The 15,359-nt window shown below is 68.4% G+C and carries 10 protein-coding genes; 5 read left to right on the forward strand and 5 right to left on the reverse strand.

Annotation, left to right across the window (positions count from 1 at the left end):
• Window positions 1-60: 60 nt before the first annotated feature.
• Window positions 61-1,323: an ankyrin repeat domain-containing protein gene (locus O4J56_RS02305; protein WP_270683367.1), complete on the forward strand. Its 1,263-nt coding sequence runs from the start codon at window positions 61-63 to the stop codon at window positions 1,321-1,323.
• A 75-nt stretch (window positions 1,324-1,398) separates the two neighbouring features.
• On the opposite strand, the gene O4J56_RS02310 is transcribed toward O4J56_RS02305, so the two are convergent.
• Entirely contained in the window at window positions 1,399-2,058 is a 660-nt protein-coding gene (locus O4J56_RS02310; protein ID WP_270683435.1) for a formylglycine-generating enzyme family protein, read from the reverse strand.
• 245 nt (window positions 2,059-2,303) lie between these two features.
• Between O4J56_RS02310 and O4J56_RS02315 the strand changes: the two genes are divergently transcribed.
• Window positions 2,304-5,441, forward strand: a complete 3,138-nt coding sequence (locus tag O4J56_RS02315; protein WP_270683368.1) for a DEAD/DEAH box helicase — start codon at window positions 2,304-2,306, stop codon at window positions 5,439-5,441.
• Window positions 5,438-6,241, forward strand: coding sequence for an SWIM zinc finger family protein (locus tag O4J56_RS02320; RefSeq protein WP_270683369.1), 804 nt, complete (start codon window positions 5,438-5,440; stop codon window positions 6,239-6,241). Before O4J56_RS02315 ends, O4J56_RS02320 begins: the two co-directional genes overlap by 4 nt.
• Before the next feature lie 57 nt (window positions 6,242-6,298).
• On the opposite strand, the gene O4J56_RS02325 is transcribed toward O4J56_RS02320, so the two are convergent.
• The gene (locus tag O4J56_RS02325; protein ID WP_270683370.1) at window positions 6,299-7,669 is read right to left on the reverse strand and encodes a hypothetical protein; all 1,371 of its coding nucleotides are present in this window, start codon (window positions 7,667-7,669) and stop codon (window positions 6,299-6,301) included.
• A gap of 82 nt (window positions 7,670-7,751) precedes the next feature.
• Between O4J56_RS02325 and O4J56_RS02330 the strand changes: the two genes are divergently transcribed.
• Window positions 7,752-8,327 carry a TetR/AcrR family transcriptional regulator gene (locus O4J56_RS02330; RefSeq protein WP_270683371.1) on the forward strand — a complete coding sequence of 192 codons (576 nt, stop codon included), beginning with the start codon at window positions 7,752-7,754 and terminating at the stop codon, window positions 8,325-8,327.
• 98 nt (window positions 8,328-8,425) lie between these two features.
• Here O4J56_RS02330 and O4J56_RS02335 read toward each other — a convergent pair whose 3' ends face one another.
• The gene (locus O4J56_RS02335; RefSeq protein ID WP_270683436.1) at window positions 8,426-10,336 is read right to left on the reverse strand and encodes a PQQ-binding-like beta-propeller repeat protein; all 1,911 of its coding nucleotides are present in this window, start codon (window positions 10,334-10,336) and stop codon (window positions 8,426-8,428) included.
• A 211-nt stretch (window positions 10,337-10,547) separates the two neighbouring features.
• Between O4J56_RS02335 and O4J56_RS02340 the strand changes: the two genes are divergently transcribed.
• Window positions 10,548-11,858 (forward strand): hypothetical protein, encoded by a 1,311-nt coding sequence (locus O4J56_RS02340; protein WP_270683372.1) that lies wholly within the window; start codon window positions 10,548-10,550, stop codon window positions 11,856-11,858.
• A 305-nt stretch (window positions 11,859-12,163) separates the two neighbouring features.
• Here the strand turns inward: O4J56_RS02340 and O4J56_RS02345 are convergent, their stop codons facing one another.
• Together O4J56_RS02345 and O4J56_RS02350 are read right to left on the reverse strand one after the other, a co-directional pair.
• Window positions 12,164-13,102 carry a type IV toxin-antitoxin system AbiEi family antitoxin domain-containing protein gene (locus O4J56_RS02345; protein ID WP_270683373.1) on the reverse strand — a complete coding sequence of 313 codons (939 nt, stop codon included), beginning with the start codon at window positions 13,100-13,102 and terminating at the stop codon, window positions 12,164-12,166.
• 159 nt (window positions 13,103-13,261) lie between these two features.
• A complete protein-coding gene (locus O4J56_RS02350) occupies window positions 13,262-15,193 on the reverse strand; it encodes an outer membrane protein assembly factor BamB family protein (RefSeq protein ID WP_270683374.1) in 1,932 nt (643 codons plus the stop codon).
• Between the last annotated feature and the right edge of the window lie 166 nt (window positions 15,194-15,359).

The raw sequence follows: 15,359 nt of genomic DNA on the forward strand, positions 1-15,359 counted from the left end.
GAAGGGACAGACCGGGACGGCGACCAGGGGGCTGTCACACGGGGCTGGCAGGGTCGGGCCATGGATCAGACAGAGATCGTGCGGATGCTCGCCGACGCGGACGCGGGGCGGGTGACGGGGCCGGTCGGGCCGAACAGGTACGCCGTGGTCGCCTATGACCTCGACGCCGAATATGACGGCGAAGACGAGGACTTCCTCGACTACGACGAGGACCTCGAATGCCTCTCGGTCTGGGGTCTCAGGCCCACTGCGGCCGAGGCCTTCGACCTGCTCGGCGACAAGCTGGCCGACCGGCTCGACGGCGCCGTCGACGAGTATATCGAGCACGCCCTCGGACCCGGGGTCGAGGTGGACGACTTCGACGCGTGGTTCGAGGGGGACGCGGACACCCTCGCCCTGCTGAAGGCCAAGCCCACCCCCGGCCGGAAGATGCTGGTATTCCTCCTGCAGGGCTACCACGCGCCGATGGACCACCTGGACGAGAAGGACCAGCCGTACGACGCGTACCTGGGCCCCGCCGCCAAGCTGTTCCACGGGGCCAGGGCCCTCTACGGCGCCAGCGCCGCCCCGCCCTACCACGACGAAGCCATGGCCGTCTTCGAACTCCAGCCGACCGACCGGGAGGACGGGCCGAACTCCCTGGACGACAGGGGGATGTCGCCCCTGCACCACGCCGTCGCCCGCGGCGACCTGGCGGAGGTCACCGCCCTACTGGAGGAGGGGGCCGATCCGAACCTCCAGGCCGAGTACGGGAACTCGCCCCTGTTCGCCGCCGTCGACGTCAACGGGCAGGTCTCCTCGGTGCTGGAGACGATCGACGGCGACCGCTGGGCGCTCATTCGGACCCTGCTCGACCACGGGGCCCAGATCAACGCCAGGAACCGCGTGGGCCGGACCCTCGTCGACCTCGCCGTCGCGACCCTGCCCTATCCGGCCGAGATCATCGGTGAACTGCGGACGGCCGGGGGCAGGAGCTTCAGGTACGGGCCCGACGCGCTCGAGAAGATGCTGGAACGGTCGCTCCCCCGTGAAGAGAAGGCGTTTCAGGTCCGTCTCGGCGAGATCCGGTACCTGCTCGAAAGCGGGGCGGATCGGCACGGCCTGCTGCACCGGGTCTTCAGGCGCACGGGGTACAGCGACGGCGAGCTGCCGGAGCATCGCCTCGTGGCGCTGGTGGAACTCCTGCTCGCCCAGAGCGTGCGCGATGAGGTGATCGACGGGACGACCGCCGCCGACCTCGCCCGAAGGTGGGTCGACCACGGCCTCGACCACTACCGGGCGGCCGTCGACCTCCTCGAAAGGCACTCGGCGCAGGCGCCGTGACGGCGGCCGCCCGGTGCCCGCGCCGGGCGGCCGCTCGGCGCGGGCGTTCACGAGCGGGCGTTCGCGAGTGGGCGGTTACGAGCGGGCCACGCGGAAGCCCACGTCGTCGATCCGGAAGGTGGGGTGGCTGCGGCGGCGCACCGAGGCGCGGCAGCTCCAGTGCTCGTCGGACCAGCCGCCGCCGCGCAGCACCCGGTAGGAGCCGTAGACGTCGGGGTCGTAGAGGTCCCAGCACCAGTCCCAGGCGTTGCCGAGCATGTCGTACAGGCCCCAGGCGTTGGGGGCCTTGCCGCCCACGGGGTGGATGCGGTCGGAGGCGTTGCCCGAATACCAGGCGATGTCGTCGAGGCGGCCGTAGCGGGGGCCGACGGTGCGGGCGCGGCAGGCGTGCTCCCACTCGGCCTCGGTGGGCAGGCGGTAGCCGTCGGCGGAGGTGTCCCACTCGGCGGTGTGGTCGTCGGGGTTCGGAGTGTAGGCGGGGGTCAGGCCCTCGCGGCGGGACAGGGCGTTGCAGAAGCGGACGGCGTCCAGCCAGGAGACGCTGGTGACGGGGAGGTCCGCGCCGTCGGGGCCGCTCGGCTGCTCGCCGGTGACTTCGGCGTAGAGGCCCCGGGTGACCGGGACGACCGAGAGACGGAAGGCTTCGACCTGCGTCGTCCACCGGGTCTGCGTCCACCGGTCCGAGAGGGTCACCGGGCCGGGCGGGACGAGGGCCGTTTCCAACGCCGTATCCATGGTCACAGAGCGACATTACCGGCGCCGGCGGGGCGCCCCCGGTCGGGCCTCCCAGCAGGCGCGGAGCAGGCCCAGACCCTTTGCATCCCGAACGTGCCCGACCGGTTGGCGTAGGGGACCACACTGGGAGAGTGCGCGTTTTAGAAGCCTTCTGGTCCGACCGGGCCCTGTGGGTCTGGGGGATGGACTCCGAACTCCCCGCGGTGACCAGGTCCCGGGGGGAACCACGCCCCCACCCGTACGCCATGGGGCCGAGGGAGCTGGCCGAAGAGGTGGTCCACCTCCTGTACCGGGCTCCGGAGAACCGCGAGGCGGTGATCCGGGCCCTCGCGCAGGGGTACGCCTACGCCCCCGCCCCGGGGCTCCCCGCCCCCGGGACCGCGGTACTGAGACTGCCCGGCGGCCCCACCCACCCCTTCACGCCCCCATCGCTGGGGGTGCGCCTCGACGCTCCCAAGAGCGCCGCCTCCCGCGCGGGGCTGCGCGACTGGGAGGCCCCGGCGCTCGTCCTGCACCCCGCCGACGCCGCGGCGCTCCTGCGCGCCTACCGGTCCTCGGCGGCGGGGTCGGGGAGTGCCTCCCTGCCGCACCTGGAAGTCCTGCTTCAGGCGGCCGAATCCTTCGCCGCCGCCCGCCGGGTCGTCCCGCAATGGGTCGAGGAGGCCGAAGCGGACCTCGGCACCAATGCATCCGCCCCTCGGGCGCGGTGGCGGCCCGTGCTCGACCCGCAGGTGATGTCCTGGCTGCGCTCCTACGCCACGGCGGTCCCCCCGGTGCTGCGCGCCCACCACGGCCCGGATGCCGACAATGACCCCCGTGAGGCGGGCTCGGCCGTGGTCGTCGACGCCTTGGAGGCGCTGTGCGTGTTCACCGACCTCGCGGTGCGCGAGCGGCTGGACGGCCGGGAGTTCCGGCTGCCCGCCGGGCCGCGGCTGTACGCGTACTGGCTGCACGGGCTGCTCGCCGACGACGGTGAGGTCCCCGGATACGCCTGGGGGCGCGATCAGAGCGTACTGGCCGAGCGGCTGTCGGAGTGGTTCGGTGCGGTGCACCGGCGGACGGCGGCGGTGCGGCTGGCATTGCGGCTCGTGGAGCCCGACCTCGAGCCCGACCTCGGTCCCGGCCCCGATGACGACCACTTCCCCGAAGTGGGGAAGGACGAGGTCGGCGAGGACGACGAGCACCACGGGACAGGCGGAGCGCGCTCGCCGGAGCCGCTCATCCTGGACGAGGGCGTCTCGTGGGGGCTGGAGGCGTGGATCCAGTCGGCGGACGAGCCCTCCCTCATGATCCCCCTGAAGGACGCGCGCGCCGACGACGCCGCCGACTGGCTTCCCCGCGACCGCGGCGCGGCCATCGAGGCCGCACTCGGGCGGGCGGCCGACATGTACCCGCTCCTGAACCGCGAGGACGTGCGCGAACACGGCACCTGCACCCTGGACACGGTCCAGGCCTGCGAATTCCTCACCCGGTTCGCACCCGCCCTGAGCGAGGCCGGTGTCGGCCTGCTGCTGCCCCCGTGGGCGGGCACGCGGGAGACCACGGTGGCACTGCGCCTGGAGGAGCAGGGGGCGCCGGCCGCGGGCGACGGCATCGCCGGGCGCCTGGTGGAGTTCGACTACCGCGCCGCGCTCGGCGACGTCGAACTCAGCGCCGAGCGGCTCCAGGAGCTGGCCCAGCTCAAGGCCCCGCTGCTGCGCATGCGCGGGGAGTGGGTCCACCTGGACCCGGAGCGCCTCAAGGCCGCGGCGGACGCCATCGCCAAGCGCGGGACGGGAACCGTGACCGAGGCCGAAGCGCTGCGCATGGCGCTGGAGCCCACCGTCGGCGGCCTGGAGGTGTCCTCCGTCGAAGCCGGAGGGGACCTCGGGGCCCTGTTGGAGGGCCGGGCCGAGCAGGCCTTCGCGCCCATGGAGGACCCGCCTGGACTGGAGGCGCGGCTGCGCCCCTACCAACGGCGCGGCGCCGCCTGGCTGCGTTACCTCGGCCGCCTGGGCCTGGGGGCGGTGCTCGCCGACGACATGGGGCTGGGCAAGACGCTGCAGGTGCTCGCGGTGCTCGCCGAAGAGCGCGCGGACGCCGGACCGTGCGCGCCGACGCTGGTCGTCTGCCCGACGTCGGTGATCGGCAACTGGCACAAGGAGGCCGAACGCTTCCTGCCCGAGCTGCGTGTGCACGTCCAGCACGGGGCCGGGCGCCCGCGGGGAGCCGGCCTCAAGGAGGCCTGCGCCGGCGCAGACCTGGTCCTCACCACCTATGGCACCCTGCGCCGTGACGCCGAGGAGCTGGCGGGCCTGGACTGGGCGCGGACCGTCTGCGACGAGGCACAGCACATCAAGAACCCCCGCACCGCCACATGGAAGGCCGTGCGGGCGGTACCGGCGGCGGCCAGGGTTGCGCTCACCGGGACGCCGGTGGAGAACCGGCTGGGCGAGTTCTGGTCGATCATGGAGTTCGCCAACCCCGGCCTGCTGGGGGAGCGGGAAGCATTCGAGAAGCGGACGGCCGCGGCGATCGAACGCGGCCCCTCCCAGGAGGAGGGCGCGGCGGCCGCGACCCGGCTGCGGCGCGCCACCGCCCCGTTCGTGCTGCGCCGCGTCAAGACCGACCGCGACGTCATCGCCGACCTGCCCGACAAGCAGGAGATGAAGACGTGGTGCACGCTCACGGCGGAGCAGGCGTCGCTCTACAAGGCGGCGGTGAACGAGATGGTGGAGGCCCTTGAGGACGCCACCGGCATCCGCCGCAAGGGGCTGATCCTGGCGACCATGACCCGGCTCAAGCAGATCTGCAACCACCCCGCCCACGCGCTCGGGGACGGGTCACGCCTCCACGGGCGCTCGGGCAAGCTCGCGCGCTTGGAGGAGATGCTGGAGGAGATGGCCGCCGACGGGGACAAGGCGCTCTGCTTCACCCAGTACACCGAGTTCGGCGACATGCTCGCCCCGCACCTGGAGAAGCGCCTGGGCGTGCCGGTCCTGTGGCTGCACGGCGGGGTGCCGCGCAAGAAGCGCGACGCGATGGTGGAGCGGTTCCAGGGGGTCGATGGGCCCGCGGTGTTCCTGCTGTCACTCAAGGCGGGCGGGACCGGGCTGAACCTGACCGCCGCAAACCAGGTCGTGCACGTCGACCGGTGGTGGAACCCGGCCGTGGAGCAGCAGGCCACCGACCGGGCGTACCGCATCGGGCAGACCCGCACCGTGCAGGTGCGCAAGATGATCTGCATGGGCACGCTGGAGGAGCGCGTGGACGAGATGATCGAACGCAAGAAGGCGCTGGCGGACGCCGTGCTCGGCGGGTCGGGGGAGGAATGGCTGAGCGAGCTCAGCGTCGACGAGCTGCGCGAGGTCGTGCGGCTGGCGCCTGAGGCGGTGTCCGGGTGAGGGCGCGGGGACCGATCGGGGAGAACTGGTGGGCGCGGCGCTTCGTCGACGAGGTCGAGTCCGGCGGCGACACGGGGAGGCTGTCCCGGGGACGCTCGTACGCGCGCGGCGGCGCGGTGGAGAGGATCCTGGTCGAGAGCGGGCGGGTGAGCGGCGAGGTGGCGGGGAGTGCGAGGTACGACTACCGCTCCGCCTTCCACACGGCCCCGCTGAGCGAGGCGCGTGCGGAGCAGGTCATCGACCGGCTGGCGGGGGCCGAAGCCGAGGAGACCGGGAACGCGCTGGAGGATGGAATGATGCCCCCGGGCGCAGAGGACGCCCTCCGGGCCGTCGGGGCGGAGATGTTCCCGCCGCTGCGGAAGATGCGGCCGGTGTGCTCCTGCCCGGACAACGGGTTTCCGTGCAAGCACGTGGCGGCGCTGCTGTACGTGTTCGCCGACGCGATCGACGAGGATCCGCTCCTGCTCCTGGGGTGGCACGGGGTTTCACCGGCGCTGCTGCTGGAGCGCCTGGAGGAGGCCGGGGGTGGTGTGCGTCCGCCGAACGAGTTGGACGTGCAGGTGGAACCTTTGCCGGAGGGGGCGGAGGAGTTCTGGGCCGCGTCCGAGCCGCTGCCCTTGCCCGGACCCCAGCGGCCCTTGAACCCGCTCGCCTACTGGGATGCGCCGATACCCCTGGTGGCGGAAGCGCTGGAGCCGATCTACGAGGCGTTGGCCGAGGCCGATGCGGGAAGCGCTGACCGAGGAGTTGGCGTGGGCGCTGACGATGGCGGTGGCGGTCCGGGGGACGGGCACGGATAGGCGTCGCCCGCGATCAGGTCCCGCCCGCGATCAGGCCCCCCGCGATCGACGCGGGCCTCAACGCGGCGCGCGCTTCCCCCGGAGCGCGAACCACCCGGCCGCGAGCACGGCCAGGAGCATGACGGCGTTGTGCGTGTACTTCGGCAGCGGGGCGACGTCGCCCAGGAGCGGGAAGTAGGTGAACGCCATAAGGCCGCGCGCCAGGAGGAAGGCGAGGGCCGCGGCGGCGCTGTGGCGGATCGTCCAGTCCCGGGTCTTCGCAGCGGCCAGCAGGGCGACCGCGAAGGCGCTGATGGCGGCCAGGCTCAGCAGCACACCGCCCCACGACTGGGGGCTGAGGTCGAGGGCGAAGGCGACGAGCAGCGCGGCGGCGAAGACCGGCCACAGCGGCAGCCGTCGTGTGGGCCGCGGCGGTCGCCCCGCCTCCGCCGGCCCCGCCGTCGCCCGTCGGCCGATCAGCACGGCGGCTACGACGAACGCGGCGACGATGCCTGCCGCGACCGTGAGCTGTAGGGGCGAACCGGAGCGCGATTCCGGGTCGGACACGATGAGCGCCGCGGCCCCTGCATAGGCGAGCGCGGCGACGACCGTCCCGACCCGCCCGAGCCACGGTTCCCGCGCGCGCTGGGGAGCCCAGGCTTCGGCGAGCGCGACCGGGGCGGCGAAGCTGTAGACGATGTGGCCGACGATGAAGCTGAAGGCGTTGTAGGCGCTGATGCCCAGCGGCGGGATGAGGGTGGCCTCCCGGATCTCCTCCCAGCCCTCGTAGCCCTGGTAGTCGGCGCTGAACAGAGATTGGTCGATCAGGCAGGCCTGCGCCGTGCCCAGGGCGGCGTACAGGAGCAGCAGGCTGGGCCAGGCCCAGCCGCGCCGGCGGACGAGTTCGCGGGCGAGGAGGGCGGGGGCGCCGTAGAGGGCGGCGAAGAAGACCACGGCGAAGGCGACGCCGCCGGGGTCGCCGGTGTTGTCGCTGTAGGCGGCGAGGAGTTCGGCGCCGATGGCGGAGAGGCAGAGCAGCGCGGTGATCTGGAGCGGCCGGGTCCAGTCGCGGCGTGGGCCGTCGGTGTCCCGTGGCGGCCTGACCACCTGCCGTATGCCCGCGTAGGCGGCGACGGCCAGCGCGGCGAACTGCAGGACGCGGATCCCGATGGCGACCGCGGTGAGGCCGTCTTCCGCCTGGGGGGCGAGGGCCGTGACCGCGGCCGCGACCGCGAGGACGACCGCCGCCAGGCCGACGCCGGCGCCGATCCGGCCGGGGAGTATGCGCGCGGCGACGGCGGCGGCGAGCAGCAGCGGCACCGTCAGAGGGAAGGAGACCGGGCCGTCGGGCGGGGGCCCGAACACGACCAGTGCGCCGCTCGCGAGCGCGGCGGTCGCCAGGGCCGCCGGGAGCGTCCATGGGCCTCGTACGCCGGTGTTGCTACTCATGCGAAGCATTGTGACACATGGATGTCGCAAAAAATGACCTGCGGGTCCGGCTCTGCGGCTGCGGAGGCCTAGAATCGCCCCCATGCACCGCAGCACAACCGACCTGTCGCCGACCGCACGCCGGACCCGGAGGCTGATCGTCGAGGCCGCCATCGAGACGCTGGCGGGGGACACGTCGGCCACCCTCGCGGAGATCGCGAAGGCGGGCGACGTGAGTAGGTCGACGCTCCACCGGCACTTCACCGACCGGGGGGACCTGCTGGCGGCCGTCGACGAGGAGTGCCGGGTGCGGTTCGCCCGCGCGGACGAGGCGGCGCGGTTGGACGGGGAAGGGGCGCTGAACTCGCTGGACCGCCTGGCGCAGGAGTACCTGGGGCTGGGGTCGGTGCTGGGGTTGGTGTTCGCCGACAACGCCTTGGTGGACCCGGACGCCTGGGAGGAGGGGGAGCAGCGGGTTCAGGCGCTGCTGGCCGTGATCGTGCAGGGCCAGGAGGCCGGCGAGATCGACGCAGAGCTGACGCCGGACTGGGTGCTCACGACGTTCTGGGTGATGCTGTTCGGAGCGTGGCTGTCCTTGAAGACAGGAACGAGCCGGCGGGATGTGGGAGTGCAACTGTCCCGCACCCTACGCAGGGCGGTGGGGGCTGGGGCGTCGTGACGGTGGCCCACCCGTCGGCTGCGTCAGGCGGCGGATCATCTGGCCATGGCCATCCCGAGACCTGCTGCGCGACCTCCTGATGAGGGAGCTGGCCTGTGTCAGCCCACCAGTCCGTGCACGACCATCGGCTCGGTGTCCTTGACATAGGCGACCACCGCGCCCGGAACTGGGACGACCTGTGCCCGGTCTCGCCACGCATCTCGCATGCCGTCGGGTCCGGCGTCCGACTGGATCTCGGTGAGATCGATCCAATCGATCTCGTTCACGTCGGAGCCGAAAGGCAGGGTTGCAAAGGAGAGGGAGTATGAATCCGGGCCGCCGGATCGGGACATGAATGCGATCGAGTCGCCGAGTGCAGTCGACGTAAGCAGCTCTTCGTCGGACAGCATGTCCCCTGGGATGCGTAGGGTGTCCGTGCTGCCATCGATGTGTGAAACCATTCGAAATGTCGCAGGGTTCAGTCTTTCAGAGTCGCCGCTCACTTGGACGATGCTGGTATCGGTGTCGGAGTACAACAACCGCTTGAAGTTCGACTGGTCACTGTCCTTGAGGTTCACCAGCTCCTCAGGTGAGTCATTGATGGGCGAGCCGTCGGTCGGGTCCAGTAGCAGCGGCGGGTCATCCCCCGAGGAGTCAAGGGCGATTACGGGATCGGCCTCCCTGTCAGGAGGATGATTCGGAGAGGCAATGCTGGAGAAGGTTTCCACTGGGCCCTCCCAAGTGCGCTCCCATGCCGTCTTTCCGGTGTCCGCGTTCTTGGCGACGATATTCAGGATGGGCGGATTATCCGGGTCGTCGTTCGGCACCCAGGGGTCGGTATGCCAGGAAGGGGTGCCGGTGTTCTTGTCCACACATGCGTAAAGGAAGAGGACTCTGTTCTCGACTACAAGGAAGTTCCTGCCGGAGGTCCAAGGGCCGTCCTGGACGCAGGCTCGGCCTTCTTCCTCCGGCACGGTGAACGACCACACCTCCTCGCCAGTGTCCGCTGAGCGAGCGCTCCAGCGGGCCGACTTGCCGTCTACGCTGCCGAAGAACAGCCGCGTGTGCGGTGTCCGACCGAAGAACTCGAATCCGGCGTCTTCGAGGGCGGCGTCAGCGATCCACGAGTCCAGCACCGATTCCCGGGCGATCTTCCCCGACCTGGTCGCGATCTCCGTGACGGTCTGGTCGCCGGACGGCTGCCCCTTCGGAAGGCTCGCTACGACGGCCGTGGCCCCGTCGTCGGTTACCGACACCTCCACGACGTCTCTGTAGGGCTCCCGGTAGTGCCACAACTCTTGCCCGGTCGTGCCGTCCAGGGCGACCACACCGTCCTCGAAAAGGAGCAGGGGACCGAACAGTCCAGGACGCACAGCCTCCAGCCGGGCGTCCGCGGGCGCCTCCCATGACCAGCCGACCTGGTTGACTTCGGTCGGCACCGCGGGGCCCACTTCCGGGACGGGGGCCGCCGCCACGTAGTCCACAGGCTGGTGCAGAGCAGCGGTGCGGAGCGCGATCTCAGCGGCCACGGCCAGGGCCAGGCCCACCGCGAGGAGCGGCAGGAAGCGTCGTGGCGCCCGGACCTGCGGCCGGTGGGGGGACGCCGCCGCGAGGAGCTCGCCCAGCATCATCACTGTGGGCGCGGCCCAGATGGACACTCTGATGGGGACGGCGGAGTACTCCTCGCCGGAGGGCGCGGTCGCCCAGAACGCGTCCGTGGGGAACCCGCTGTAGGAGGCGTACAGCGAGAGCAGGGCCACCACGCCGAGCAGCACCGCGTGCGACCAGCGCCCGTCCGGCGGCCCCTTGGCCGCTTCCTTACTCCACCTGGGTGTCACCAGTGCAGCGATCGCCCCGAGGAGCACCGCCGCCCACCAGGAGGGGAGCCCGGCAGCGGTCGTCGGCCCGTCGCTGCCCATGGCGCCGAGCCGGAACAGTGCCACGACGGCCAGGAGGACGCCGCCTGTGAGTAGGCCCCAGCCGATGGTCCCGAGCGCATCCGGAATCGGGCGAGTCCTGGTCGGCGACACTGTGTACAACCATCTCCTGAGCAAGCCCCAGTACCCGCAGGCCAGCAGCCATGCCCGGAATGGGGGGATCCGTCATGTGCGTAGCTGAGACGGTAACAGCACGTCGGGATACCAGTGCACGCAGGTGCCCGTGCAAGCGTGGTCAGGATGAAGGAGAGGCGGATCTGGCGCCCTTGGTGAGGAAGCTCGGCCTCGGCCTGTCGTGGCAACCGTGGGCGGCAACACCTATGGAGTGGAGAGGTATTCATCCTGCGTGGTGAACAGGATGGCCCCTCCTGATCAACAAAAGTGGAACCCAGCATGGGAGTGTGAGTTGGCAATACTACGAAAAAGATATGTGCTCCCAGCACTTGCGATCCTTGTGGTTGTCGCTGTGGTGGGGGGCGGCTTGTGGTACACGCGCGAGCGTGCGCCCGTGGTGCAACCCAGCGAACGCGCATCCGTTTTTGGTGCGGCAGGCCAGTACTCTGCCGACAATCTTAAGGATGTACTAGCTGCCGTCACGGCGGAAGAAGGCCGGGAACCCGATCGGTTCCTGGTGTCTTCGGGAAACCTGATCGCTGTGTACCCGGATCACTTGTCTGCGTACACGTTGGCGCGTGGGCGTGAGCAATGGTCTGTCGATGTTCCTAGCGGACCATCGGGTGTAGAACTCACGGCTCCACAAGAAGGGCAATCTGATGAAGATCACCAGCGGTTGGTGATGTCGTATACGCAGGCATCCCTGTTCAGGCAAGAACGTCGCTACATGGTAATGGATGTCGAATCCGGTGAACTGGTGTCGGACCAGGCGTTTCCTTCTGAAGCGGTGAGGATTGTCGGAACGCTTGGGGATTCTGTTGCGTTCATAGACGGATCTGCTAGTCAGGTGACCGTATCTGCCCTGTCAGAGGAGCGTGAGGGCTGGACCTCCAGTATGCCTTCTACTTGCACATTGAAGGACATGCCATCAGATGTATGGGAGTCCGCTTCCAACACCGAGACCATGGTGTTGCCCTACGAATGCGGCGGCAATGATGGCTTGATTGCGTTCGACGAAAATGGAGGTGTGCAATGGACGTACCAGGTCGATGACCTGAGCGATATGAAGGTCCGCATGGTCGATCAAAACGACATCGCGCGTTCAGAGTCTGACCCGATTTCAACAGTGGTTGACGAAGCTGGAGGGGTCTTCCTTGATATAAAGCAAGGGGAGAGTTTTACTCCTTCCCCATGGGGGAGCTTGGGCATGGAGAGGTTCGATGAGGTCGTGGACTCGCCAGTGCACGAAGATGAGTCGGATGCGAGCATCATTGTTTTAGGGAGTCGTCAGGAGATCGATCTTAGAAGTACATTGGAATCCGCAAACCGGGCACTGGAGAACGGGTGCGTGGAGGCGGGTAAGTTCCAGGATGATCTGTTCGTTGAAATCGACGGAGAAGAGAGGCTCGCGCTGACTGCTGATGAGGTTCAGCGCGAAAAGCTGTCGCCTCCGACGGCCTACATGGACGCCGTCATTAAATCATTGGAAGCATCGATATGATCATTCCGAGTAAGTCGACCTCAAGGCGGCTAGACGGCGAGCCGCTTCTGGTAGGCCGATGAGCGCTGGCGCTTGGCGAGGGGGGAGACCCCGGATTTCTCTCCGCCCTGTGTAAGAATCGACCCACCCGATGGAAGGAACCCTCGTGGTCATGCGCTCGACACGAGGGCTTTTCTACCAGGTGGGGGCTGACCTCGTCACTCTTGAGTGGTGAAATCGACACCTGATCTGCTTAAAAGCGTCGATTTCACGACGCTGGATTGGGTACGGGGGCTGCTGGTTCGGCTGCCGGCCGTGCCGAGACCTCATTGCGGGTTCAGGGCGTTCGCGATGGTCGCCACGATGGTGTTCGGGGAGGAGAGGTCCTTCCAAGAGAAGCGCAGCAGCTTGAGCCCGGGATAGGCGGCGAGCAGGGCGTTCTGCCGGTGCTGGTCATGAAAGAGCCCCGAGGGCCCCGCGTGGGAGTTGGCGCCGTCTGCTTCGACAAGGACCGGGCCCGTGTCCCACCAGAGGTCACCGAAGATGTTCTGCCCGCCGGGCAGCAGCAGAGGGTGCTGGAGGTCGTCGGGCGGTAGCCCGGCGTCGACGCACACCAGCCGGATTCGGGTTTCCAATGGGCTCTGTGCACGCCCGTCGGCAAGGCGCCACCACGGTGCGGTGCGGCGCTGGCCCATCCGCCCCTTGTTGGCCGCCTCGAGAGCGGGGAGCCGGTCGGCTCGGACCAGGCCGAGGTTGATGGCCGAGTCCATCAGAGATACGGCGATGTCCCGGTCGGTGCAGAGGACGGTGTCCCGGAGAGTGCGTTCGGGAGACGTCACCCGTACGCCGTCCTTGGACATGACGTCTTCGGGATCGAGCGTGCCTCGGAGCACCTGGACACCCGACATGTCACGCCGGCTGTGGGAGGTGGGGCGCCATACGACCAGAGTGTCTTGCTCACGGTAGGGGACGCCTTGGATCCCCCAGAGAAGCGCAGCGGTACGGCCGGCGAGGACCGTTCCAGGGCCCATGGACAGTTGCAACGCGTGCGCCCGCAGGAGGTACGACGACCGCAGGGAGACCAGCGCCGGAACGAGATAGACGCCATGGAGGCCGAAGGCCCTCGTAAGGTTGCCGCGCCTGAGATGGTGGCGGATCGCGGCCTCCTCAAGCCCGCACTCGCGGAGCTGTGCAGCCCGCACCAGCCCGTTCTGCTGAGCGGCCATGCTACGGACGCGGTCGAACCCTGTCGTGCTGTCACCCATGGAGCCAATATCGCCGGTCGCGCCTGTCGTGGGTAGGGCGTCGCAGCCGACTGTGGATGGGCTAGTAGTCAGGCGCGGCCGAGGGGTCGCACGCCGGCGGTGGGCACGGTCATCCCGGCCCCTGCTGCTCTGCCTCCCGATGCATGAGGGCCGCCTGCGTCAGGCCACCAGTCCGTACACGACCATCGGCTCGGTATCCGCGACGTAAGCGACCACCGCGCCCGGAACCGGGACTACCTGTGCGCGGTCCTCCCAAACGCCGGTAGCCCGTCTAGTGTCCGGGTGTACCGGGCCGAGTTCGATCCAGTCGACGTCGGTAACGTCGGAGCCGAAGGGCAAGGTGGCGAAGGAAAGCGCGCGTGAATCCCCTATCGATCCGCGGTGTCGGGACATGATTGAGATCGAATCGCCAAGAAGTGTGGCCGTTTCAAGCTCCCTGAAAAACAAGCTGTCGCTGGATGCGCGAATGGTTTCAATGGCACTCCCAGTATGTGGCTCCAGTTGGAATACCTCCGAAAGTTCGCGATCGAATACGCTACCGGTCTGAATGATAGTGAATTCGGAGTCGGAATAAACTAGGCGCTCGAATGATCGGTCGTGGGCAGTGAACTCTGCCAAGTCTCCAGGTAGTTCGGTGATAGGCGTGCCGTCCTTCGGATCCAGAATGATGGGAGGTGCGGTCAGGGAGCCCAAGGTGATCACAGTGTCACCTTCCCTGCTGGGCGCCGGGTGTGAGGCGGCGAGCCGAAAAATGTTCATTGGACTTCCCTGGGAGCCTTCCCAAGTGTGCTTCCAGGTCGTCCGCCCAGTGTCCGCGTCCTTAGCGACGACCTCAAGGGTGAACTCGCCTTCCTGTCTATCGAATTGATTCCAGGGGTTGCGCCTCCAAGCGTCGGCATCAGGGTCTACGTTCAGACATCCATAAAGGAAGACGACCCGGTTCTCTGCCACGAGATAATTCCTGTCGGCCGCCCATTGGTCATCCGGGGCGCAGGTGCGTCCGTCGCTGGACGGGAGTTTGAATCTCCACAGCTCTTCTCCCGTCTCCGCTGAGCGGGCACTCCATCGGAGCGACTTTCCATCCTCACTGCCGACGAACAGTCGCATGTCCGACGTTCTGCCCTTGAAGTCGAATCCGGCGTCTTCAGGGGCCGCATCGGCGACCCATCCTCCCAGTGTCGATTCTCGGGTGATCTCGCCAGTCGTGGTCGAGATCTCCGTGATGGTCTGGTCGCCGGACGGCTGCCCGTTCGGAAGGCTTGCGACGACGCCCGTGGCTCCGTCGTCGATCACCGAGACCTCTACAATGTCGCTGTAGGGCTTCCGGTAGTGCCACAACTCGTCACCGGTCGTGCCGTCTAGGGAGACAATTCCGTCTTCGAAAATAAGGAGCGGGCCGGATGGTCCGGGCTGCACAGACTCCAATCGGGCGCCCGTAGGCGCCTTCCATGACCAGCCGACCTTGTTTGCTTCGGTCGGTACCTCGAGCCCGTCGTCTTCAGGAGCGACTGTGCCGATCACATAGTCTACTGGCTCGTAAAGAGCGGCTGTACGGAGCACGAATTCAGCAGCGATGACGAGGACAAGCCCTGCCGAGAAGAGTGGCAGAAAGCGCAGTGGAGCCCTGACTCGCGGCCGTCGAGTGGAGGCAGCTGTGAGGACGGCGCCCAGGAAGATCACCACAGCGGCCCCCCATACGGACACTCTGATGGGGGCTGGGGAGTATGCCTCACTGGACGTGGCGGTCGCCCAAAAAGTATTTGCCGGGAACGCGGCGTAGCTCACATATAGCGAGGACATCCCCACCACCGCGAATAACAGCGTGTGTGCCCACCGCTGGTGTCCCTTTGATTGAGTCCCGGCCTGCTCCTCGCCCCACCTTGGCGTGATCAAAGCTGCGAGTGTTCCGAGTGCCACCGTGACCCACCATGAAGGTAGCTCGGTGACTGTCTCTAGCGCGTCGTTGCCCATGGCGCCAAGCCGGAATACCGCAACGACGGCCAGGAGGACGCCGCCTGTAAGTAGTCCCAGGCCGATGCTCCCGAGCGCATCCAGAATCGGGCGAGTCCTGGTCAACGGCACTCTGTACATCCTTGCTCCTAAGCGAACCCCGTACCTGCAGGCCAAGCAGTCATGCCCGGAATGGGGGATCCGTCATGTTCGTGGCAGAGACGGTAACAGTACGTCCGGATACCAACGCACGCAGGTGCCCGTGCAAGCGTGGTCAGGATGAAGGAGAGGCGGATCTGGCGCCCTT

Origin of the sequence: Nocardiopsis endophytica (assembly GCF_027706725.1) — a bacterium.
Classification (GTDB): domain Bacteria; phylum Actinomycetota; class Actinomycetes; order Streptosporangiales; family Streptosporangiaceae; genus Nocardiopsis_A; species Nocardiopsis_A endophytica.